At 67.9% G+C, this 21,977-nt stretch carries 18 protein-coding genes; 14 read left to right on the plus strand and 4 right to left on the minus strand.

What is annotated here, in order from left to right; translation table 11 throughout:
- Positions 1–73 precede the first annotated feature (73 nt).
- Genes pdhA through AC1DR1_RS12325 form a run of 3 tightly spaced genes read left to right on the plus strand, consistent with a single transcriptional unit; the run spans position 74 to position 3,677 of the window.
- The gene (gene pdhA / locus AC1DR1_RS12315; RefSeq protein ID WP_229993429.1) at positions 74–1,252 is read left to right on the plus strand and encodes a pyruvate dehydrogenase (acetyl-transferring) E1 component subunit alpha; all 1,179 of its coding nucleotides are present in this window, start codon (positions 74–76) and stop codon (positions 1,250–1,252) included.
- Complete coding sequence (locus tag AC1DR1_RS12320; protein ID WP_229993428.1) at positions 1,252–2,262, plus strand: alpha-ketoacid dehydrogenase subunit beta; 1,011 nt, start codon at positions 1,252–1,254, stop codon at positions 2,260–2,262. The genes pdhA and AC1DR1_RS12320 overlap by 1 nt, the downstream gene beginning before the upstream one ends.
- Complete coding sequence (locus AC1DR1_RS12325; protein WP_476992655.1) at positions 2,259–3,677, plus strand: dihydrolipoamide acetyltransferase family protein; 1,419 nt, start codon at positions 2,259–2,261, stop codon at positions 3,675–3,677. The genes AC1DR1_RS12320 and AC1DR1_RS12325 overlap by 4 nt, the downstream gene beginning before the upstream one ends.
- Positions 3,678–3,913: 236 nt before the next feature.
- Here AC1DR1_RS12325 and AC1DR1_RS12330 read toward each other — a convergent pair whose 3' ends face one another.
- Positions 3,914–4,585 carry an SACE_7040 family transcriptional regulator gene (locus tag AC1DR1_RS12330; RefSeq protein ID WP_290369351.1) on the minus strand — a complete coding sequence of 224 codons (672 nt, stop codon included), beginning with the start codon at positions 4,583–4,585 and terminating at the stop codon, positions 3,914–3,916.
- Between the two features lie 149 nt (positions 4,586–4,734).
- On the opposite strand from AC1DR1_RS12330, the gene AC1DR1_RS12335 reads away from it, so the two are divergent.
- The 7 genes from AC1DR1_RS12335 to AC1DR1_RS12365 all read left to right on the plus strand — a co-directional run bounded on the left by AC1DR1_RS12335 (position 4,735) and on the right by AC1DR1_RS12365 (position 12,770).
- The gene (locus AC1DR1_RS12335) at positions 4,735–6,342 is read left to right on the plus strand and encodes a carboxyl transferase domain-containing protein (RefSeq protein WP_364747377.1); all 1,608 of its coding nucleotides are present in this window, start codon (positions 4,735–4,737) and stop codon (positions 6,340–6,342) included.
- 7 nt (positions 6,343–6,349) lie between these two features.
- Positions 6,350–8,539: an acetyl/propionyl/methylcrotonyl-CoA carboxylase subunit alpha gene (locus AC1DR1_RS12340; RefSeq protein WP_476992656.1), complete on the plus strand. Its 2,190-nt coding sequence runs from the start codon at positions 6,350–6,352 to the stop codon at positions 8,537–8,539.
- Between the two features lie 96 nt (positions 8,540–8,635).
- On the plus strand, positions 8,636–9,799 hold the full coding sequence (locus AC1DR1_RS12345; RefSeq protein ID WP_229993424.1) for an acyl-CoA dehydrogenase family protein: 1,164 nt from the start codon (positions 8,636–8,638) through the stop codon (positions 9,797–9,799).
- 19 nt (positions 9,800–9,818) lie between these two features.
- Positions 9,819–10,619: a CoA transferase subunit A gene (locus AC1DR1_RS12350; RefSeq protein WP_229993423.1), complete on the plus strand. Its 801-nt coding sequence runs from the start codon at positions 9,819–9,821 to the stop codon at positions 10,617–10,619.
- 2 nt (positions 10,620–10,621) lie between these two features.
- Positions 10,622–11,383 carry a CoA transferase subunit B gene (locus AC1DR1_RS12355; protein WP_290369350.1) on the plus strand — a complete coding sequence of 254 codons (762 nt, stop codon included), beginning with the start codon at positions 10,622–10,624 and terminating at the stop codon, positions 11,381–11,383.
- Complete coding sequence (locus tag AC1DR1_RS12360) at positions 11,380–11,940, plus strand: MaoC family dehydratase (protein ID WP_229993422.1); 561 nt, start codon at positions 11,380–11,382, stop codon at positions 11,938–11,940. The genes AC1DR1_RS12355 and AC1DR1_RS12360 overlap by 4 nt, the downstream gene beginning before the upstream one ends.
- Entirely contained in the window at positions 11,937–12,770 is an 834-nt protein-coding gene (locus AC1DR1_RS12365; RefSeq protein ID WP_476966490.1) for an HpcH/HpaI aldolase/citrate lyase family protein, read from the plus strand. The genes AC1DR1_RS12360 and AC1DR1_RS12365 overlap by 4 nt, the downstream gene beginning before the upstream one ends.
- 750 nt (positions 12,771–13,520) lie before the next feature.
- On the opposite strand, the gene AC1DR1_RS12370 is transcribed toward AC1DR1_RS12365, so the two are convergent.
- Positions 13,521–14,240, minus strand: a complete 720-nt coding sequence (locus AC1DR1_RS12370; RefSeq protein ID WP_229993420.1) for a response regulator — start codon at positions 14,238–14,240, stop codon at positions 13,521–13,523.
- Positions 14,237–15,817 carry an ATP-binding protein gene (locus tag AC1DR1_RS12375; RefSeq protein WP_476992657.1) on the minus strand — a complete coding sequence of 527 codons (1,581 nt, stop codon included), beginning with the start codon at positions 15,815–15,817 and terminating at the stop codon, positions 14,237–14,239. The genes AC1DR1_RS12370 and AC1DR1_RS12375 overlap by 4 nt, the downstream gene beginning before the upstream one ends.
- Positions 15,818–15,989: 172 nt before the next feature.
- On the opposite strand from AC1DR1_RS12375, the gene AC1DR1_RS12380 reads away from it, so the two are divergent.
- Genes AC1DR1_RS12380 through AC1DR1_RS12390 form a run of 3 tightly spaced genes read left to right on the plus strand, consistent with a single transcriptional unit; the run spans position 15,990 to position 19,070 of the window.
- Positions 15,990–17,021, plus strand: coding sequence for a Bug family tripartite tricarboxylate transporter substrate binding protein (locus tag AC1DR1_RS12380; RefSeq protein ID WP_364747388.1), 1,032 nt, complete (start codon positions 15,990–15,992; stop codon positions 17,019–17,021).
- A 2-nt stretch (positions 17,022–17,023) separates the two neighbouring features.
- A complete protein-coding gene (locus AC1DR1_RS12385; protein WP_229993417.1) occupies positions 17,024–17,545 on the plus strand; it encodes a tripartite tricarboxylate transporter TctB family protein in 522 nt (173 codons plus the stop codon).
- Positions 17,538–19,070, plus strand: coding sequence for a tripartite tricarboxylate transporter permease (locus tag AC1DR1_RS12390; RefSeq protein ID WP_229993416.1), 1,533 nt, complete (start codon positions 17,538–17,540; stop codon positions 19,068–19,070). The genes AC1DR1_RS12385 and AC1DR1_RS12390 overlap by 8 nt, the downstream gene beginning before the upstream one ends.
- Before the next feature lie 118 nt (positions 19,071–19,188).
- On the opposite strand, the gene AC1DR1_RS12395 is transcribed toward AC1DR1_RS12390, so the two are convergent.
- Entirely contained in the window at positions 19,189–20,673 is a 1,485-nt protein-coding gene (locus AC1DR1_RS12395; protein WP_476992668.1) for a lipase maturation factor family protein, read from the minus strand.
- Positions 20,674–20,780: 107 nt separating this feature from the next.
- Between AC1DR1_RS12395 and dxr the strand changes: the two genes are divergently transcribed.
- The gene (dxr, locus tag AC1DR1_RS12400; protein ID WP_229993414.1) at positions 20,781–21,965 is read left to right on the plus strand and encodes a 1-deoxy-D-xylulose-5-phosphate reductoisomerase; all 1,185 of its coding nucleotides are present in this window, start codon (positions 20,781–20,783) and stop codon (positions 21,963–21,965) included.
- The last annotated feature ends 12 nt before the right edge of the window (positions 21,966–21,977 follow it).

Raw genomic sequence — 21,977 nt, forward strand, 5'->3', positions numbered from 1 at the left:
GGGCGGCTGGCGCGCCGCGGGATCACGAGTCCTGCGAGTTCCGGTCAGACGACGTCAGAAGGTGCGGACAACAGTGTTTACCGACGACGCGGGCAAGGGCGGCATTTCCGCCGGGGGCCCCGGGAACAGTGAAAATTCAACGAGGCGGACTGGCGGGGATCTCGTCCAGCTCATCACTCCGGCGGGTGAGCGCATCAGCCATCCGGAGTTCGATCCCTGGCTCCAGGACGTCAGCGACGAGCAGCTTGGCTCGCTCTACGAGGACATGGTGGTCATCCGCCGGATCGATGCCGAAGCCACTGCCCTCCAGCGGCAGGGCGAACTGGCACTCTGGCCGCCGCTGCTTGGCCAGGAAGCATCCCAGATCGGCTCGGCCCGCGCGCTGCGCGACGACGACTTTGTTTTCCCCAGCTACCGCGACAACGGCGTGGCCTACTGCCGCGGAGTGAAGGTTGAGGACCTGGTCCGCGCCTGGCGGGGCAACGCCTCCGCCGGCTGGGACCCGTTCACCGTCAACGTTGCCACCCAGCAGATCATCATCGGTGCGCAGAGCCTGCACGCCACGGGCTATGCCATGGGCATCCAGAACGACGGCGCCGACTGCGTTGCCGTGGCCTATTTCGGCGACGGTGCCACGAGCGAAGGCGACGTCAACGAAGCCATGGTCTTCGCCGCGAGCTTCCAGGCGCCGGTCGTCTTCATCTGCCAGAACAACCACTGGGCCATCTCGGAGCCCGTCCGGCTGCAGTCCCACATTCAGCTGGCGGACCGCGCCTCAGGCTTCGGCATCCCCAGCATGAGGGTCGATGGCAACGATGTCCTCGCCGTCATGGCGGCCACCCGCATCGCCCTGGACCGCGCCCGGCACGGCGGGGGACCCACCTTTATCGAGGCCGTGACCTACCGGATGGGCCCACACACGACGGCGGATGACCCCACCCGCTACCGGGATGCCAACGAGCTCGAGGACTGGGCCGCCAAGGACCCGATTTCCCGGGTGAAATCGCTGCTGGACCGCAAGGGACTGCTGACCGCGGACCTTGAGGCCGCCGTCGCCGCGAAGGCCGACGCCGTGGCCAAGGAACTCCGGGCCGGCACCATCAACATGCCCGAGCCGCAGCCGCTGGATATCTTCAAGCACGTTTACAGCACACCTAACTCCTGGCTGGACCGCCAGCAGGACCATTACTCCCGTTACCTGGCTTCCTTCGGCGATCCCGCAGAAGCCGCTTCAGAAGAAGGTGCACGCTGATGACGCAGATGACCTTTGCCCGAGCCATCAATTCGGGCCTGCGCAAGTCCCTCGAAAACGATCCCAAGGTGATCCTGATGGGGGAGGACATCGGCGCCCTCGGCGGAGTCTTCCGTGTCACCGACGGGCTGCAGAAAGACTTCGGGAAGCACCGCGTCGTGGACACCCCGCTCGCCGAATCGGGCATCATGGGCACCGCGGTCGGCCTGGCGTACCGCGGCTACCGCCCGGTGGTGGAGATCCAGTTCGACGGCTTCATCTACCCGGCGTTCGACCAGATCGTCAGCCAGGTTGCCAAGATGCACTACCGCACCCAGGGCGCGGTCAAGATGCCCATCACCATCCGCGTCCCGTTCGGCGGCGGCATCGGCTCGCCGGAACACCACTCGGAATCGCCAGAGGCCTACTTCACCCACACCTCGGGGCTGCGCGTGGTCAGCGTGTCCAACCCCCAGGACGCGTACACCATGATCCAGCAGGCCATCGCCTCCGATGATCCCGTCCTGTACTTCGAGCCCAAGCGGCGCTACCACGACAAGGGCGAGGTGGACGAGACCGTCGACCTGAGCGCTGCGCTGTCCATGGAAAAGGCCCGCGTGGTCATCGAGGGCAACGACGTCACCCTCGTGGCCTACGGCCCGCTGGTCAAGACCGCCCGCGACGCCGCACTGGCGGCCGCGGACGAAGGCGTCTCGGTCGAGGTTATCGACCTCCGCTCGCTGGCACCGCTGGACTTCACCACTCTTGAGGCCTCTGTCCGCAAGACCGGCCGGCTGGTCATCACCCACGAGGCCGGCCAGTCCGGCGGGCTCGGCGCCGAAGTTGCCGCGAGCATCACCGAACGCTGCTTCTACCACCTCGAAGCCGCCCCGGTCCGCGTGACCGGCTTCGACGTTCCGTACCCGTACTCCAAGCTGGAAATGCACCACCTGCCGGGCCTTGACAGGATTCTCGACGGCGTCGACCGTGCCCTGGGCCGCCCCAACTCCCTCAGCGGGCTGGAAGGATGAGCGCCACAATGATCAAGGAATTCAGGCTGCCGGACCTCGGCGAAGGACTGACGGAATCGGAAATCGTCGCCTGGAAGGTCGCGGTAGGGGACACCGTCACCCTCAACCAGATCATCGCCGAGGTGGAGACAGCTAAGGCCGTCGTCGAGCTGCCTTCGCCGTTCGCCGGCGTCGTCGCCGCGCTGCACGAGCAGCCGGGCACCGTGGTCGAGGTCGGCAAGCCGATCGTGTCCTTCGAGATTGAGGACGACGGCGCCGGCGATTCCGGCGGCGGTGCCGGTACCGCCGTAGGTGCCGGTGCAGTCGCCGCCGCCAAACGCGAGCCGAACCTGGTGGGCTACGGCGCCGTCCTCGAAGCCTCCGGCCGGCCCGCCCGCCGCACCCGCACCTTCGCGGCCCCGGCGGCGGCGTCTCCGGTCGCACCCGCCGAGCCCGTCGCGCCGGTCCGCGCTGCTGAGCCGGTTGAATCCAAGGCTGTCGAAACCGCGCCGGGGGAGCGTCCGCGGTCCACGCCGCCGGTGCGGAAGCTGGCCAAGGATCTCGGCGTCGACCTCGAGGCCGTGACCGGCACGGGGGAGCACGGGCTGATCACCCGTGAGGATGTCCTGAATTTCGTYGGCGGCGGGGACCTGACCGCAGCCGCTCAGGAACTCGCCGGCGCGCCGGCGCAGTCAGTTGGGGCACAGTCCACCGGGCGCGTCCCGGCCGGGGGCGAACGGGAGACCCGCACGCCGATCAAGGGCGTGCGGAAATTCACGGCCGCCGCCATGGTGGCCAGCGCCTTCACCGCACCGCACGTCACGGAGTTCCTCACCATTGACGTCACCCCCACGATGGAGCTGCTGGCACGGCTGAAGGCCAGCCGCGCGTTCGCCGGCTACAAGCTCACACCGCTGACGCTCGTGTCCAAGGCCGTGCTGATCGCGCTACGCAACCACCCGACGCTCAACGCCAGGTGGGACGAGGCCAACCAGGAGATCGTCCAGTTCAACTATGTGAACCTGGGCATCGCGGCCGCGACCCCGAGGGGCCTGACCGTTCCGAATATCAAGGACGCGGACCGGATGTCCCTCATGGAGCTCTCCACCGCGCTGACGGAACTGACGGACACGGCCCGGGCCGGGAAGACGGGCACCGAGGCGCTCTCCGGCGGCACAATCTCCATCACGAACATCGGCGTCTTCGGCATCGATGCTGGCACGCCCATCCTGAACCCGGGGGAGGCAGCCATCCTGGCCCTCGGCGCGGTGCGGAAGATGCCGTGGGAGTACCAGGACGAGGTCGCGCTGCGCCAGGTCATGACGCTCAGCCTCTCCTTCGACCACAGACTGGTCGACGGCGAGCAGGGCTCACGGTTCCTGCAGGACCTCGGGACCATGCTGGCCGATCCGGGCATGGTCCTGGCGATGGTCTAGGCACCCCAGATCACAACTGCCGGCTGCCCTTCCCGCCAAGGAAGGGTGGCCGGCAGCGTTGTTGTCCGCAGGAGTGTCTTGTGGGCGGGGTGGTTTCCGTCCGGGGGCACATTAAGGGCAATGTTCGACGGCGGGGCCCTGGTTCACGGCATGTCCGCGCCAAAGTGCCCTCGGGCTGCGCCGTGGACACGTGGACACGCGGAACCGTGGAGTGCGTTGCGCGGTGGGGGAGTTGCCTAGCCGAGCGGCTCGGGCGCGGCCGGTGCCATGAGCGCGGCCAGCGCCATGCTTTCCAGCAGCGGCCTGGCGCGGCGGACGCCGATCCGGCGCCCGTGGCTGCGCACCGAGTGCGGGGTCGAGTTGATCAGGCCGAAGGTGGCATGTGCCCGCATCCGCAGTTCGGCGGCCTCCGTGCCCTCGTGCAGCCCGGCCAGCACGTCCACCCAGAGTTCAACGTAGTTGCGCTGGAGCGTGCGGACCTCGGCCTGGTCCTCACCGGCCAGGTTGCTGAAGTCCTGGTCCTGGACCCGGATGACGTCGGGGTTGCTCAGGGCAAAGTCGACGTGGAAGGCCACGAGGCCGCCCAGCGCCGCCAGGTCGTCGTCGGAATCGGCCACCACCTTGCGGCCGCCGTCGAGCAGGTCCTTGCTCACGCTCAGCAGCAGCGCGCCGAGGACGGCCTGCTTGCCGGCGAAGTGGCGGTAGACCGCCGGCCCGCTGACGCCGGCCGCGGCCCCCAGATCCTCCAGGGAAACGCGGTTGAAGCCCTCGAGGGCGAAGAGCGCAGCGGCGGCGGACAAGAGGGCCTGCCGCCTGTTCGCCTTGGCCTGGCTGCGCTGTGTTGACGGGGCCGGGGTGGAGGCTGCCTGGGCGGACGGAAGCTGGGCGGTCTGGCTGGGCTCGGTCACCGGCGCATCCCCTCGTTGCGAATGATCCCTGTGTTGGACATCACAGTTAATAGAGACTAACCTAAATCTCAGTTATGCGGTACTAACCGAAACAGCCGGGCGGCGTGAGTCGCCGGTCCGGCGCGCAGGTCAGGGAACGGAATCAGTCAATGGAGACAATCGCCAGCCGGGTGGATGCGATGAGCACAGCCTATGCCGCGAACCGGGAGGCCCAGCTGGGGCTGGCCGGCGAGTTGAGGGAACGGCTCGCCGCCGCAGCGCTGGGCGGGCCGGCAAAGTCCCGGGAACGCCACGTTGCGCGCGGCAAGCTCCTGCCGCGCGAGCGCATCGACCGGCTGCTGGACGACGGCAGCCCCTTCCTGGAGATCGCCCCGCTGGCGGCGGACGGCATGTACGACGGCGACTCGCCCGGTGCCGGCGTCATAGCCGGGATCGGCCTGGTGCACGGCCGGCAGGTGCTGGTCATTTCCAACGACGCCACGGTCAAGGGCGGCACCTACTACCCGATGACGGTCAAGAAGCATCTCCGGGCGCAGGAAATCGCCCTGGAGAACCGGCTGCCCTGCATCTATCTCGTGGATTCCGGCGGCGCGTTCCTGCCTAAGCAGGACGAGGTCTTCCCGGACAAGGAACACTTCGGCCGGATCTTCTTCAACCAGGCAAGGATGTCCGCGGCGAAGATCCCGCAGATCGCCTCCGTCATGGGCTCCTGCACCGCCGGCGGCGCCTATGTCCCGGCGATGAGCGACGAGACCGTGATTGTCCGCAACCAGGGCACCATCTTCCTGGGCGGCCCGCCGCTGGTGAAGGCCGCGATCGGCGAGATCGTCACGGCCGAGGAACTCGGCGGCGGCGACGTGCACTCGAAGATCTCCGGAGTCACGGACCACCTGGCCGAGAACGATGAGCATGCCCTCCAGATCGTCCGCGACATCGTCTCCACCCTGCCCCGGCCCGCCGCCCCCGTCTGGGACGTGGATACCGTCGTCGAACCCGTCGCCGACCCGGAGGAGCTCTACGGCGCCGTTCCCACGGACGTCAACGCCCAGTACGACGTGCGTGAGGTCATTGCCCGGCTTGTGGACGGCAGCAAGTTCCACGAGTTCAAGAAGAACTACGGCACCACCTTGGTCACGGGCTTCGCCAAGCTGCACGGCCACCCGGTGGGGATCGTGGCGAACAACGGAGTGCTGTTCAGCGAGTCCTCACTCAAGGGCGCGCACTTCATCGAACTCTGCGATCAGCGCGGCATCCCGCTGATCTTCCTGCAGAACCTCTCCGGCTTCATGGTCGGCAAGGACTACGAGCAGGGCGGCATCGCCAAGAACGGCGCCAAGATGGTCACCGCCGTCGCCACCGCCCGCGTCCCCAAACTGACCGTGGTGATCGGCGGGTCCTTCGGCGCGGGGAACTACTCCATGTGCGGTCGGGCCTATTCGCCGCGCTTCCTGTGGATGTGGCCGGCGTCCCGGATTTCCGTGATGGGCGGCAACCAGGCCTCCAGCGTGCTCGCCACCGTGAAGCGGGACCAGTACGAGGCCCGCGGCGAGGAATGGTCCGCCGCGGACGAGGAAGCGTTCAAGGCCCCGATCAAGGCCCAGTACGAGGACCAGGGCAGCCCCTACTACTCCACCGCCCGCCTCTGGGATGACGGCGTGATCGACCCCGCGGACACCCGCACCGTCCTGGGACTGGCGCTCGACGTCGTCTCCCGCACCCCGCTGCCGGAGACCTCCTTCGGCCTGTTCCGGATGTGAGCCAGCTGTGACTATTTCTTTGTCGACTGCACCTTTGACACCCCAGAAGCCCCTGTTCGGCACCGTGCTCGTCGCCAACCGCGGCGAGATCGCCTGCCGCGTCATCCGGACCCTGCGCGCCCTGGGGATCCGTTCGGTGGCCGTCTATTCCGACGCCGATGCCGGCGCGCGGCACGTGCGGGAGGCCGACGTCGCGGTCAGGATCGGCCCGGCCGCCGCCACCGAGAGCTACCTGAAGATCGAGGCCATCCTGAAGGCCTGCCGCGACACCGGCGCCGAGGCCGTGCACCCGGGCTACGGCTTCCTGAGCGAGAACGTCGACTTCGCCCGTGCCCTGGCGGACGCCGGGATCACGTTCATCGGCCCCGGCGTCGAATCCCTGAACGTCATGGGCGACAAGATCCGCTCCAAAAACCACGTCACCGGCTACGGCGTCCCGGTGGTCCCGGGCATCGCCGAACCGGACATGACGGACGCGCAACTGATCGAGGCCGCGGCCGGCGTCGGCTTCCCGCTGCTGATCAAGCCCTCCGCCGGTGGCGGCGGGAAGGGCATGCACATCGTGGAACGGCCCGAGGACCTCGAAGCCACCCTGGCCACCGCCCGGCGGGTCGCTGCCAGTGCCTTCGGCGATGACACCCTGTTCCTGGAACGGCTCGTGCTCACCCCGCGCCACATCGAGGTGCAGGTCCTTGCCGACAACCACGGCAACGTCATCCACCTCGGGGAGCGCGAGTGCTCCCTGCAGCGCCGCCACCAGAAAGTCATCGAGGAGGCGCCGTCCCCGCTGCTGGAATCCCTGCCCGACGGCGCGGACATCCGGGCCCGTCTCGGCGAGGCCGCCTGCAACGCCGCGCGCAGCGTCAACTACTCCGGCGCCGGCACTGTCGAATTCCTGGTCTCGGACAACGCCCCGGACGAGTTCTTCTTCATGGAGATGAACACCCGTTTGCAGGTCGAACACCCCGTCACCGAGATGGTCACCGGCATCGACCTCGTTGAATGGCAGGTCCGGATCGCCGCCGGCGGGGAACTCACCGTCCGGCAGGACGACGTCGTGCTCAACGGCCACTCGGTGGAGGCCCGCGTGTACGCGGAGGTTCCGGAGAAGAACTTCATGCCCTCCACCGGCAAGGTCCTGGTGCTGGACGAACTGCCCGGTGACGCAGATGGCCAAGTCCGGGTCGATTCTGCCCTGCTGGAGGACCTGGAGATCTCCTCCAACTATGACCCGATGATTTCCAAGGTCATCGCGTGGGGTCAGGACCGCACCGAGGCCCTCGACACCCTAAACCGGGCACTCGCCGGCTACACGGCGCTTGGCATCGACACCAACGTTGAGTACTTGCGGCTCCTGATCAACGACGCCGACGTCCGGGCCGGGCGCCTCGACACCGGTCTGATAGAGCGCAAAATGCCGGAGTTCTCCTTCCGCCGCCCGGGCGACTTCGAGATCGCTGCCGCGGCGCTTTACGCAGCTGCCACGCAGGAGCACGATGCGCAGGCCGCCGGGAAAGGCCCGTGGGACCTTCGCGACGGTTGGAGGCTTGGTGCCCCCGCCCCACGGCGGATCAGCCTTGGCACTCCCGACGGCGGTGTCGCGACGGTTGAGGTGTCCGGCGCCGTGGGGCAGGGCACGGCGGCAGTGACCGTCGACGGCGGGCCGCAGCGCACGGCTTCGCTTCGCTTCCCCAACCGCAACCACGCAGAGCTGACCCTGGGCGGCGAAGCCCGGGTGTACTCGCTCGTGGCCGTGTCTCAGGGACCGATCCGCCCAGACCGGGACAACAACACGACGCCCACGGAACTTTTCCTCGGCAACGAGGGCTGGTCCTGCCGCCTGGAGGTGCTCACCCGGGAGACCCGGCTCGCCCGGGTGCTGGCCGCGATCGAACGCGAGGAAGGCGCCGCTGACCCGGCGGTGCGCTCGCCGATGCCCGGCACCGTGGTGTCCGTGTCCGTCAGCAACGGTGACGCCGTGGAAGCCGGCCAAGTGCTGCTCTCCGTGGAGGCTATGAAGATGGAGCACCAGCTCGTGGCGCCCCTCGACGGAACCGTCCACATCAGCGTCGGGCCAGGCGACCTCGTCAAGGCAGACCAGGTGCTGGCGACGATCCACCCCGCCGTCCCGGCCGAGCCTTCGAAGGCCGAGGACACGATCGAGGAAGCGGTCATCGCGATGGGCGCGGCCGAATGACCGCACCGTACTGACGCCCGCGGAGCAACGCCCGCCGCTGACCCAACACCCCTTTCAACAGACCACAGAAATACCTCAGACACAGGAGTCACTCCCATGGCAGATTTTGAACTCAGCGAGGATTACCAGGACCTCAGCAACACCGTCCGCGAATTCGCCGACGAAGTGGTGGCCCCGGTTTCCGCCAAGCACGACGAGGAACACAGCTTCCCCTACGAAATCGTCGCCCAGATGGCGGACATGGGCCTGTTCGGCCTGCCGTTCCCGGAAGAGTTCGGCGGCATGGGCGGCGACTACTTCGCCCTCGCCCTGGCCCTGGAACAGCTTGGCCGGGTGGACCAGTCCGTCGCCATCACACTCGAGGCCGGCGTCTCCCTCGGTGCCATGCCGATCCACCGCTTCGGCAACGCCGCCCAAAAGGAGGAGTGGCTGCCGCTGCTGGCCTCCGGCAAGGCGCTCGCCGGCTTCGGCCTGACCGAGCCGGAAGCCGGCTCGGACGCCGGCGGAACGAAGACCACCGCCAAACGCGGCGGCGGAGAGTGGGTCATCAACGGCAACAAGGAGTTCATCACCAACTCCGGCACCGACATCACCAAGCTCGTCACCGTCACCGCGGTGACCGGCCAGGACGAACGCCCGGACGGCAGCATCAAGAAGGAAATCTCCACCATCCTGGTGCCCACCAACACCCCGGGCTTCAAAGCCGAGAAGGCCTACAACAAGGTCGGCTGGAACGCCTCGGACACCCACCCGCTGACGCTCAACAACGTCCACGTCCCCGAGGAAAACCTGCTGGGCACCCAGGGCCGCGGCTACGCCAACTTCCTCTCCATCCTGGACGAGGGCCGGATCGCGATCGCAGCCCTGGCCGTCGGCGCGGCCCAGGGCTGCGTGGACCTGTCGGTGAAATACGCCAAGGAACGCAGCGCGTTCGGGCAGAACATCGGCAAGTACCAGGCCATTGCGTTCAAGATCGCCCGGATGGAAGCACGCGCCCACACGGCCCGCCTGGCCTACTACGACGCTGCCGCCCGGATGCTTGCCGGCAAGCCGTTCAAGACGCAGGCGGCCATCGCTAAGATGGTCGCAGGCGAGGCAGCCATGGACAACGCGCGGGACGCCACCCAGGTGTTCGGCGGCTATGGCTTCATCAACGAATTCACCGTGGCGCGCCACTACCGCGACTCCAAGATCCTTGAAGTCGGCGAGGGCACCACGGAGGTCCAGCTGATGCTGATCGCCCGCGAACTGGGACTGTAGCCGGCCGGAAGGATCACCGATGATCAACAAAGTTGTTGCCAGCGCAGCCGAGGCTGTCGCGGACATCCACGACGGCGCCTCCCTCGCCGTCGGCGGGTTCGGGCTGTGCGGCATCCCCGTGACCTTGATCGAGGCCCTGCACGAGCGCGGCGCCACGGACCTGGAAACCGTCAGCAACAACTGCGGCGTGGACGACTGGGGCCTCGGGATCCTGCTCAAGGACGGCCGGATCCGGCGCACCATCAGCTCCTACGTGGGGGAGAACAAAGAGTTCGCCCGGCAATACCTCGCCGGCGAGCTGGAGGTGGTCCTCACCCCGCAGGGTACGCTGGCCGAAAAGCTGCGCGCCGGCGGGGCCGGCATTCCCGCCTTCTACACGCCGGCCGGCGTCGGAACCCAGGTGTCTGACGGCGGCCTGCCGCAGAAGTACGACGCCGACGGCAACGTAGCGATCGCCTCTGCCGCCAAGGAAGTGCGCAGCTTCCACGGCGCCGACTACGTGCTGGAAGAATCGCTCACGCCCGACTTCGGCCTGGTTCACGCCTGGAAGGGTGACCGCCACGGCAATCTCGTCTTCCACGCCACCGCCATGAATTTCAACCCGCTGTGCGCCATGGCCGGGAAGATCACGATCGCCGAGGTCGAGGAACTTGTGCAGCCGGGGGAACTGGACCCGGAGCACGTCCACGTCCCTGGGATCTTCGTCCAGCGCGTGGTGCTGGCCCCGCAGGGCGAGAAACGCATTGAGAAGCGGACGGTTGCGGTGACCACCGGGGCCTCCGGCGCACCAAAGCAGGCGCCAGAGCAGGCAGGAGCATAGCCGTGGAAACGAACAAAGCCCAAGACGCCCCGCCCCGTCCCGAGGCCGTGCGCCACGAATACCGGCGCTCCGCGCTCGAACACCCCGCCGGTGTTGAGAGCAAGGGCTGGACCCGCAATGAACTCGCCGCCCGGGTGGCGCAGGAACTGCACAACGGCCAGTACGTCAACCTCGGCATCGGCATGCCGACGCTGATACCCAATTACATTCCGGCCGGCGTCGAGGTGGTGCTGCATTCGGAGAACGGCATCCTGGGCGTCGGACCCTACCCGGCCGAGGACCAGATCGATCCGGACCTGATCAATGCCGGCAAGGAAACCGTCACGGTCAACAAGGGCGCGGCGTTCTTCGATTCGGCCGCCTCCTTCGGCATGATCCGGGGCGGCCACGTCGATGTGGCCGTGCTCGGCGCCATGGAGGTCGCCGCCAACGGCGACCTCGCCAACTGGATGATCCCGGGCAAAATGGTCAAGGGCATGGGCGGTGCGATGGACCTCGTGTTCGGGGCCAAGAAGGTGATCGTGATGATGGATCACGTGGACCGCAACGGGAGGCCGAAAATCGTGGAAACCTGCACACTGCCGCTGACCGGCAAGGGCTGCGTGGACCGCATCATCACCGACCTCGCCGTGATCGACGTCGTGACCGACGCCGGGCCGCCCCGGCTGGTGCTGCGCGAACTGGCGCCGAACGTGTCCGTGGAGGACGTCGTGGCGGCCACCGGAGCCGAACTCTTTGAGGAAGACCAGGAACTGACCGTATGAGTGACGCAGACCGATCCGCCCCTAGCCCCGTTGCCGGCACCCCCCGGGTGATCGAGCAGCGCGGCCTCTATTTCGACGAGCTGGAGGAGGGCGTGGTCTACGCCCACCGGCCGGGCCGGACCGTCACGGAGACGGATAACGTCTTGTTCACCACCATGACCATGAACACCCAGGCCCTGCACCTCGACGCGGCCTGGAGCGCCGGGCAGCCGTTCGGCCAGCGGCTGATGAATTCGATGTTCACCCTGGCCACCGTGGTGGGCCAGTCCGTGCCGCAGCTGACCCAGGGCACCATCATCGCCCAGCTGGGCCTGACGGACGTGTCCTTTCCGCGCCCGCTGTATCACGGGGACACCCTGTACACGGAGACGGTGGTCACCGGGAAACGGCTGTCCGCGTCCCGCCCAGGCCAGGGCATCGTGACCATGCAGCACACGGGGCGGAACCAGCGCGGGGACGTGGTGGCGCTCGCTGCCCGCAGCTGCCTGATGTGGACACGCGAGGCCCACGCAGCTGCCGAGCTGGAAGCCGCGCAAAAGGGGACAATAGAAACATGAGTTTCCTGATGGGTCCTGCCCTGCTGTTCTGCCCCGCCGACCGCCCCGAGCGGTACCAGAAAGCCGCCGAGCGCTCCGATACCGTGATCGTTGACCTCGAGGACGCAGTCGCCCCCGCCGACAAGCAGCGGGCCCGCGGCGCCATCCTCGCCCAACTCGGCGCCACCGGCGACGTCCCGGAACTGGATCCGAGCCGCACGATCATCCGGGTCAACCCGGCCGGCACGGACGAGTTCGAGAAGGACCTGCACTGCCTCAAGCACACGCCCTACCGGCACGTCATGCTGGCCAAGGCCGAGAGCGCCGCCCAGCTGAAGGAGCTCGAGGGCTACAGCGTGGTTGCCCTCTGTGAGACGGCCGCAGGTGTCCTCAATGCCGCCGCCATCGCCGCCGAACCCAATGTGGTGGCCTTGATGTGGGGTGCGGAGGACCTGCTGGCCTCGCTCGGCGGAACCTCCAGCAGGACGGAAAGCGGCGGCTACCGGGCCGTCGCGCTGCACGCCCGCTCCAGCGTGCTCCTGGCCGCCGGCGCCTTCGGCAAGGACGCAATCGACGCCGTCTACGTCAACATCCCGGACCTGGCCGGGCTGGCCCTCGAATCCCGTGACGCCGTGGCGTCCGGATTTGCGTCCAAAGCGTGCATCCACCCGGACCAGGTGGCCGTGGTCCGCGAAGCTTACGCGCCAACAGAAGAAGACGTCTCAGCGGCAGCCGAGCTGCTCGCCGCTGCCTCCGCGGCAGGCACGGGCGTCTTCCAGTTCAAGGGCAAGATGATCGACGGACCCATCCTCAAGCACGCCGCGTCCACGCTGCGCCGCGCGGGCCGGTAGCCGCCGGAAGTTCCCGCCCCTCGCCCAGCTGCCCACCGACGTGTGCCCACCGACGTGTGCCCACCGACGTGTGCCCACCGACGTGTGCCCACCGACGTGTGCCCACCGACGTGTGCCCACCGACGTGTGCCCACCGACGTGTGCCCACCGACGTGTGCCCAGTTACGTGTGCCCAGGTGAAGCTCTGCCGTGTGAAACTCGTCGATTCGCCACGGATGGCCGGATTGACGGTCCTATTGCGGCCATCTGCGTCGAATGGGTGCCCTGTGGCGCGCAACCCCTGGCTCGCACCTGTGCCCATGCGTCGCTGGGTGGCCGGGCGGCTTCGTGGGTGCCGACACGTCCCTGGGTTGCCGGGCGTCGTCGATTCGCCACGGATGGCCGGATTGGCGGTCCTATTGCGGCCATCTGCGTCGAATGGGTGCCCTGTGGCTCTGAATCCTCGACCCGTCCCCGAGGGCCTGTGCCCATGGTCCCTGGGTGGCCGGGCGGTTTCGTGGGTGCCGACACTTCCTGTGTTGCCGGGCGGTTTCGTGGGTGCCGACACTTCCCGTGTTGCCGGGCGGTTTCGTGGGTGCCGATGTAGGRCCCTCCCCGGCTGGACGTCGTCGATTCGCCACAAATGGCCGGATTGGCGGTCCTGTAGCGGCCATCTGCGTCGAAAGGCTGCCCCGTGACGCGCAACCCTGGCCCGTGCCCCGCATTTTGTGCCAGGCGTCCCGGGCTGCCCGCACCGAAGACTGGACATGCTCAGCGTTTCCACAGGTATCGGTTCTCCGGCCGCCCAGCCGCACCATAACGGGGCGTGAGCCTTGCGAAGCCGTGGATGACCAGATATTCGAGATAACGCCGGGCGCTGACGCGCGACAGTCCGAGCTCGACCGCCAGGCCGGCCGCCGAGACGTCCTCGGGACTGGCCCTCAGCGCCTCGATGACGGCGTCCAGCGTGGGCCGGGACAGTCCCTTCGGCAGCCTGGCCAGCGGCTCGGCAGACTGTCCCGCAGGGGTTTCCGCCGCCGCGGGCCGGCGGGAGGGAGCCACCAGGCGGTCGATGCTTGCCTGGTCCAGCGGCCCGGCGGCTCCGGAGGCCAGCTCCTCCCGCAGCATGACGTACTCGTCCAGCCGTTCGATCAATGCCTGCGAGGAGAAGGGCTTGACCAGATAGTGCAGCACCCCGCCGGCCATCGCGCCCCGGACCGTGTCGAGCTCCCGGGACGCAGTTATCACGAGGACATCCACCGGCCGCCGGCGCCCGCGCAGCCGCTGCAGGACGTCCAGGCCGGACATGTCCGGCAGGTGAATGTCCAGCAACACCAGCTCCGGCCCCAACTCCGCGGCCAGATCGAGGCCCTGTTGCCCGGTGTGGGCCATGGCCACGACGTCGAATCCGCCGCGTGCCAGCAGGAACCCGTGATGGATCCCGGCCACTGCTACGTCATCGTCAATGATGAGGGTACGTATGGCGCTCATTGCTTTTGTAGTTCCGCCTCTTTTGTCCTGAGCGCTACCGAGAAGCAGGCTCCGCCCAATGCCGATGAGGAGACCGCCGCCCGGCCTCCGCGCCGGAGGGCAACCCGCTGGACCAGGGCAAGCCCAAACCCGCGGCTGTTGATTCCCTCGGCTTCCTTGCTGGTCACGCCGGGCTCGAACACTTTAGCGCGTTCCGCAACCGGGACGCCCGGCCCGTCGTCCTCCACCACGATGGTCCGCCCGCCGTCGGCGCTCTCGCCCAGCCGGACGGCAACAGTGCTGTCGTAGCCGGCAGCGTCCACAGCGTTGTCGATCAGGTTGCCCAGAACCGTAATAACGTCGCCCGAGTCATCGGCGGAGCACAGCGACTCAGGGCTGACGATGATCTCGATGCCGCGCTCGGCGCAGACTGTGGACTTGGCGATCAGCAGGGCCTGGACCCCGTGATCGGTGATTCCGGCCGCCTGCGGCCGGTTCGCGAAAACGGCGTCGTTGTGGCTGCGGCCCAGGTATTCGATGGCCTTGTCCTGCTTTCCGAGCTCCAGCAGTCCGGAAATGACGTGCAGCTTGTTGGCGAATTCGTGCGCCTGGGCGCGGAGGGCCTGCGTCACGTCCACGGCGCCGTCGCGGTCACGCAGGACGGTGTGCAGTTCAGTGCGGTCCCGCAGGATCAGCACCTTGCCGACTTCGCGGCCGTCGACGGTGGCCGCATTGACCTTGCCCAGCAGGATCCGCTCGCCCGAGAGCACCAGTTCCTCCGTGGCGGACCCGGCCGAGAGCAAGCGGAGGACCGCCGGTTCCAGGCTCGCCGCGGCGGGCGTCCCGGTGATGTCCCCGGCCAGCGCGAGCAGGCGGCGGGCCTCATCATTGACCAGCGCGATCCTGCCGTCCACGTCCACCGCCACGAGCCCTTCGCCCAGGCCATGGAGCATGGCGTCGCGTGTTTCAAGCAGGGCCGCGATGTCCTCGGGCTCGAGCTTGTAGATCCGCCGCCAGACCAGTTTCGAGACGTACATCGCGCCAAGGGAACTCAGCAGCGCCGCCCCGAGCAGCCAGCCGAACAGCTGCGGCATGTCCTCATGGAGGTCGGCGGCCAGGGTGCTCTCCAAAACTCCCACGGAAGCGGAGCCGATCACCGTGCCGGCCGCATCGAAGATGGGAACCTTCACCCGCCAGGATTCACCGAGCGTGCCCGTCTGGGTGCCAACATAGATCTCCCCGGACAGGGGCACAGAGGGATCGGTGGAGACCGGCCGCCCGATTTCCGCCGGATTGGGGTGCGACTGGCGGACACCGTGCCGGTCTGTCACCACCACGTACGTGACATTGGATGCCTGCCGGATGACTTCCGCGATCGGCTGGATGGTCTGGGCCGGCGAGGGCGTTCCGAACGCGTTGATGACGGACGGCAGCTGGGCAACACTTTCGGCCACGCCGATCAGGCGGCCCTTGTAGGCGTCCCGGAGCTGTTGTTCCTGCATCCGGATGGTCACCGCCCCTACCGCCGTGAGGACAGCCAGCACGATGCCCAGCTGCAATGCGACCAGCTGGAACCGTAGGGGAATTCTGTGAAACATGTCACAAGTTTCGCATTGGGAGCGCCGGCCGCCCGCCAAAAAGACGGCCGCGGCCGTGACCAATATGACCACTACTACCTCTAAGGCCAAATTCTGTTGCCCTTCGCCGGGCGCTCCTAGGGTCAGTGACGTGATTCCGATGATGTGCATCACATTCGCTCAAGGAGAAACCATGACTTCGCAGAACTTTTTCACGCGGCCCACCCACACCCGCCGCGCCGCCTTCATTGCCGGAGCCGCCGGAGTCGTCCTGGCCCTGTCCGCCTGCGCAGGAAGCGGAACCGGCGCGGCTGCCGGCGCGTCCGGGGGCGCCGACCCGATCAAGAAGCTCAGCATCATCGTCCCCGCCAACCCGGGCGGCGGCTGGGACCAGACCGGACGCGCCATGCAGCAGGACCTGCAGTCCAACAAGCTCGTCTCCTCCGCACAGGTCACCAACATCGGCGGCGGCGGCGGGACCAACGGGCTTGCCAAGCTGGCCACGGAGAAGGACGTCAACACCCTTATGGTGATGGGCTACGTCATGGTGGGCGCAGTCGAAACCAACGGAGCCAAGACCCGGCTCGAAGACACCACCCCGATCGCGCGGCTCACCGAAGAACCCCTGGTCCTCGTGGTGCCGGCGTCGTCGAAATACCAGTCCGTCGCCGACCTCGTGGCGGACATCAAGGCCAACGGCAAGGGCGTGTCCATCACCGGCGGCTCGGCCGGCGGCGCGGACCACATCCTGGCCGGGCAGATCCTGAAATCCCAGGGCGTGGAGGCGGACAAGCTGAACTACATCGGCTACTCCGGCGGCGGCGAATCCATCGCGGCGCTGCTCGGCAACAAGGTCCAGGCCGGCATCTCCGGCGTGGGCGAGTACGCCGAACAGGTCAAGGCCGGCAAGGTCCGGGCGCTCGCCGTCTCCGGGAAGGCCGAGGCCCCGGCGCTTCCCGGCGTCAAGCCGCTCAAGGACCAGGGGATCGACGTCGTGCTGACCAACTGGCGCGGCGTGGTGGCCCCCGGCTCCATCGACGACGCCCAGCGCGCGAAGCTGACCGACGTCGTCACCAAGCTGCACGCCTCCGCGGCCTGGAAATCCACCCTGTCCAAGAACAACTGGGACGACGCCTTCCTGGCCGGTGACGGCTTCACGACCTTCCTGACCGAGGACATCGCCAAGGTCAAGACCACGCTGACCCAGATCGGCCTGGTCAAGTAAGAATGTCTTCTCTCGCAACAACGCCCGCCAAACGCCCGACGGGGGAGATCCTGTTCGCCCTCGTGTTCGTCAGCGTGGGCGTCGCGGGCCTGGCGACGGCGGGATCCATTCCGATCCCGCCGTCGGAGACCGGCATCGGCCCGCGCGCCTTCCCCTACATCGTGTGCGGCATGCTGGTGCTGTGCGGCGCCGGGGTGGTCCTGCAGGTCCTCCGCGGCAAGGTTGGYCAGGCCGAGGACAGCGAAGACCTGGACGTGACCGCCAAGACCGACTGGGTGGCCCTCGCCAAACTGGTGGGCTTCGTGGTGCTGCACATCTTCCTGATCGAGCCGGCAGGCTGGCCGGTGGCCGCCGCCGTGCTCTTCAGCGGTGCCGCCTGGTCCCTGGACGCCAAACCCCTCTGGAAGGCGATCACCGTGTCCGTGATCCTGGCGCTGGTGCTGCAGTACGTCTTCGGCGGGCTGCTGGGCGTATCCCTGCCGCCGGGGCCGCTGCTCGAGGGGGTGGCCTTCTTCCATGGATAGCTTCATGCTCCTGCTCGAAGGATTCGCCACCGCGCTGCAGCCTGTCTACCTGCTCTACGCCCTGGGCGGGGTCTTCGTCGGCACCGCCGTCGGCGTGCTCCCCGGCATTGGCCCCGCCATGACCGTGGCCCTGCTCATGCCCATCACCTATGCCCTGGAACCGGCCGCGGCGCTGATCGTGTTCGCCGGGATCTACTATGGCGGCATGTACGGCGGTTCCACCACCTCCATCCTGCTGAACACGCCGGGCGAATCCTCCTCGATCGTCACGGCGCTCGAAGGAAACAAGATGGCCAAGGCCGGCAGGGGAGCGGCGGCCCTGGCGACGGCGGCGATCGGATCCTTCATTGCCGGGACCATCGCCACGGTCCTGCTGACCTTCCTGGCGCCCGTCGTGGCCGACTTCGCCGTCGGCCTCGGCCCCGTGGACTACGTGGCCCTCATGGTGGTGGCCTTCCTGACCGTCGGCGCGCTGTTGGGCGCCTCCGTCCTGCGCGGCCTAGCCTCCCTTGCCCTCGGGCTGTTCATCGGCCTGATCGGCATCGATGACAGCACGGCCCAGCAGCGCTTCACGTTCGAGAACCCCACCCTGGTGGACGGCATCGACATGGTCCTGGTGGCCGTGGGCCTCTTTGCCCTCGGCGAGGCACTCTACGTCGCTTCCAAGCTGCGGCACGGCCCCGTGGAGCTCATCCCGGTCAGCAAGGGCAAGAACGCCTGGCTGTCCAAGGAGGACTGGAAGCGGTCCTGGAAACCGTGGCTGCGCGGAACCTTCATCGGGTTCCCGATCGGCACCGTCCCGGCAGGCGGCGCGGACGTCTCCACGTTCCTGTCCTACGCCGCCGAGCGGAAGCTGGCCAAGGGCGCCAACAAGGCCCAGTTCGGCAAGGGCGCGATCGAAGGCGTCGCCGGGCCGGAAGCGGCCAACAACGCCGCGGCCGCCGGTGTCCTGGTGCCGTTGCTGACCCTCGGCATCCCGACGACGGCGACCGCGGCCATGATGCTCACGGCGTTCCAGCGCTACCAGATCCAGCCCGGCCCGCTCCTGTTCGAAAACCAGGGGGCGCTTGTCTGGACCCTGATCGCGTCGCTGTATGTCGGCAACCTCATGCTGCTGGTCCTGAACCTGCCGCTGGTGGGCCTGTGGGTGAAGATCCTGCAGATCCCGCGGCCCTACCTCTACGCCGGCATCCTGGTCTTCGCCGCCCTGGGCGCCTTCTCGGTGAACTTCTCGCCAAGCGACGTCGGCATCCTGCTGGTGGTGGGCATCCTGGGCTACTTCATGCGCCGCTACGGCTATCCTGTAGCGCCCATGGTGGTGGCAATGATCCTGGGACCGATGTTCGAGGTGCAGCTGCGGCGCTCGCTGCAGCTCTCGCAGAACGACCCCACGGCCCTGTTCTCCTCGCCGTTCGCCTTGGTGGTGTACGTCTCCATGGCGCTGATCTTCGTTGCCTCGTGGTGGCTCCGCCGCCGCCAGGCAGCGGTGGAGGCCGCGCCGGCGCAGGAGCAGGTGTCCGTCTAGGCGCGGGCGTTCCCGATTGCCGCAGATGGCCGGAATGACGACCCTCGTTCCGGCCATTTGTGGCAAACGGCCGCACGAGAACGCACCGGCCGGCGCTGGGCCGCCCGGAACACGGGCCTCAGGCGTCCGGCGGCAGGCGCGAGGGCGGGATGACGACATACAACGGAGTCCGGATCCAACGCTGGCCGCTCGCATGGAACTCGGCCCGGGTGGAGAAACGGTAGAGGTAGCTGCTGGCACGCACCCAGTGGGGCCGTTCGCCGTCGAACGGGTCATGGCGCAGCAGCCGCAGCGTGGGCCGGTCCGCCGCCAGCAGCCTGGCCAGGAACGCGTAGAACCATTCCTCGTGCACGGTACGCAGCGGCAGGAACCACATCAGCCAGTCAAGCCTCAGGTGGTATGGGGCGAACTGGCGCGGGATGCGCCGGAGGTCTCCCGGTTTGCCCTTGAACCCATACTCCCGCCAGTCCGCATCATCCCCGGGTTCCGCGTCGAGGGTCCCCTCCACCACGATCTCGATCCGCCGCTTCGTGACCGTGCCGAACGCGCCGTAGGTGTTCACCAGCTGCCAGCGGTTGAAAGATGCGTTCATCAGCTGATGGTGGGAAAAGAGATTCTCGATCGGCCGGTAGCTGAGCACCACGAGCAGCACCGTGGCAACCAGGACCACCACCAGCCACGCGACCGGCGCCTGGCTGCCGGCCCCGGCGCCTGCGCCTGCGGACGCGGACGCGGACGCGGCGTGCCACTCAAGCGGGATTGCCGGAAGCACGGCGTGCGCCACGGGATCGCTGACCGCCGCGAAGGCCAGGATGATAGCCATCCAGTTCAGCCAGGCGAAGTTTCCGCTCGCCACCAGCCACAGCTGGGTGAAGATGATGATCCCGGCGGCGGCGCTGGCCAGTGGCTGCGGGGCAAAGAGGAAGAACGGCACCACCAGCTGCGCGAAGTGGTTGCCCAGGACCTCCAGCCGGTGCCAGGCCTTGGGGAGCAGATGCGCCTGCCGGCTCAGCGGCCCCGGCATCGGCTGGGTCTCGTGGTGGTAGTACAGGGCTGTCAGGTCCCGCCACTCCGGGCCGCCCCGGATCTTGATCAGGCCGGCGCCGAACTCCAGCCGGAACACCAGCCAGACCAGCAGGATCAGGATCGGCCTGGGCGGGGGAGTCTGGTCGGAGCCCAGGAAGGCCACTGTGAACCCGGCCTCCAGCAACAGCATCTCCCAGCCGAAGCCGTAAAACGTCTGCCCCACGTTCACGATCGACATGTACAACAACCACAGGGTCAGGAACGCGATGAGCGGAACCCAGGGCGGCCCGAGCTGGGGCAGCCCGGCGATGAGCGTGGCGGCAATGGCCATGCCGCTCCAGCAGACCGTCCGCAGCAGCCGGTCCGAGTAGCGCCAGCGGAACAGGCTGGGCCGGCCCAGGCGGTTGAAGCCTTCGAGATACGCCGGCACCGGCAACAGGCCGCGCTCGCCGAGGAGGGCCGGGAACTGGTTGAGCGAGGAGAGGAACGCCACGAAGAAGAGGGTGGCGGTGCTGCGCTGCAGCACTTGCCGGGCGAACTCGTACTCCGGCGCGTCGAACCACGCGGTCCACTCCACGTTTTCCACGTTACGCCTCCGGCCTGCTGCGTCAACGCGTGGCGGCGACCCGCCGCGCGAGGAAACGGGCAACCCGAGCACGGAACGCGGTGCGGGATACTTGAAGCATGCAGCCGCGCAAAATCGTCCTCCTCGGGTCCACCGGTTCCATCGGCACACAGGCGATTGACGTCGTCGACGGCGCCCCGCACCTGTTTGAGATCGTGGCGCTCAGCGCCGGCGGCGGCAACCTCGAACTCCTGGCCCGGCAGGCCGTCCACACCCGCGCCTGGGCCGTCGGAGTCGCCTCCGGGGAGGCCTCCGCCCTCCGGGACATGATCGACGACGCCGCCCGCGCGGCTTCAGTGACGGGCTACCGTCCCGAGATCATCACCGGCCCGGATGCCTCCACCCGGATCGCGGAAATCAGCGCCGACGTCGTCCTCAACGGCATCACCGGCTCAATCGGGCTTGCCCCCACCCTGGCAGCCCTGAAGTCCGGTGCCACGCTGGCCCTGGCGAACAAGGAGTCCCTGATCGTCGGCGGCGCCCTGGTCAAGGCCGCGGCCCGCGAAGGGCAGATCGTGCCTGTGGATTCGGAGCATTCGGCCATTGCCCAATGCCTGCGCTCCGGCTCCGCCGCGGAAGTGGACCGGCTGATCCTGACGGCTTCCGGCGGCCCGTTCCGCGGCAAGACCCGGGCCGAGCTGCATGACGTCTCGCCGCAGGACGCCCTCGCCCACCCCACATGGGACATGGGCCTCATGGTCACCACCAACTCCGCCAGCCTGGTCAACAAGGGCCTGGAAGTGATCGAGGCGCACCTGCTCTTCGACATCCCGCTGGAGAAGATCGACGTCGTGGTCCACCCGCAGTCCGTGGTGCACTCCATGGTCCAGTTTGTCGACGGCTCCACGATCGCCCAGGCCTCGCCGCCGGACATGCGCCTGCCCATTGCCCTCGGTCTCGGCTGGCCGGACCGCGTCCCCGGTTCCGCCAGCGCCTGCGATTGGAGCAAGGCCACCAGCTGGACGTTCGAGCCGCTGGATGCCGCGGCCTTCCCCGCCGTCGCCCTCGCGAAGGCTGCCGCCCGGCAGGGCAGCACCTTCCCGGCCGTGTTCAATGCCGCGAACGAGGAGGCGGTGATGGCCTTCCACGCCGGGCAGATCCGGTTCACCGACATCGTGGACACCATCGACGCCGTCCTCAGCGAACACACAGGATCCTCCGGGCTGACGGTGGAGTCAGTGCTGGATGCTGAAAGATGGGCACGCGCCCGCACCCACGAACGTTTAGCCGTCAGAAGCGTCTAGGAAGCAGCAGAT

It is taken from the genome of Arthrobacter sp. P4_F10, assembly GCF_056401435.1.

Coding starts and splice junctions, on each gene's coding strand:
- AC1DR1_RS12320 (WP_229993428.1), top strand. CDS start 1,252: ATGACGCAGATGACCTTTGCCCGAGCCATCAATTCGGGCCTGCGCAAG.
- AC1DR1_RS12335 (WP_364747377.1), top strand. CDS start 4,735: ATGGAGACAATCGCCAGCCGGGTGGATGCGATGAGCACAGCCTATGCC.
- AC1DR1_RS12345 (WP_229993424.1), top strand. CDS start 8,636: ATGGCAGATTTTGAACTCAGCGAGGATTACCAGGACCTCAGCAACACC.
- AC1DR1_RS12350 (WP_229993423.1), top strand. CDS start 9,819: ATGATCAACAAAGTTGTTGCCAGCGCAGCCGAGGCTGTCGCGGACATC.
- AC1DR1_RS12360 (WP_229993422.1), top strand. CDS start 11,380: ATGAGTGACGCAGACCGATCCGCCCCTAGCCCCGTTGCCGGCACCCCC.
- AC1DR1_RS12365 (WP_476966490.1), top strand. CDS start 11,937: ATGAGTTTCCTGATGGGTCCTGCCCTGCTGTTCTGCCCCGCCGACCGC.
- AC1DR1_RS12370 (WP_229993420.1), bottom strand. CDS start 14,240: ATGAGCGCCATACGTACCCTCATCATTGACGATGACGTAGCAGTGGCC.
- AC1DR1_RS12375 (WP_476992657.1), bottom strand. CDS start 15,817: ATGTTTCACAGAATTCCCCTACGGTTCCAGCTGGTCGCATTGCAGCTG.
- AC1DR1_RS12380 (WP_364747388.1), top strand. CDS start 15,990: ATGACTTCGCAGAACTTTTTCACGCGGCCCACCCACACCCGCCGCGCC.
- AC1DR1_RS12390 (WP_229993416.1), top strand. CDS start 17,538: ATGGATAGCTTCATGCTCCTGCTCGAAGGATTCGCCACCGCGCTGCAG.
- dxr (WP_229993414.1), top strand. CDS start 20,781: ATGCAGCCGCGCAAAATCGTCCTCCTCGGGTCCACCGGTTCCATCGGC.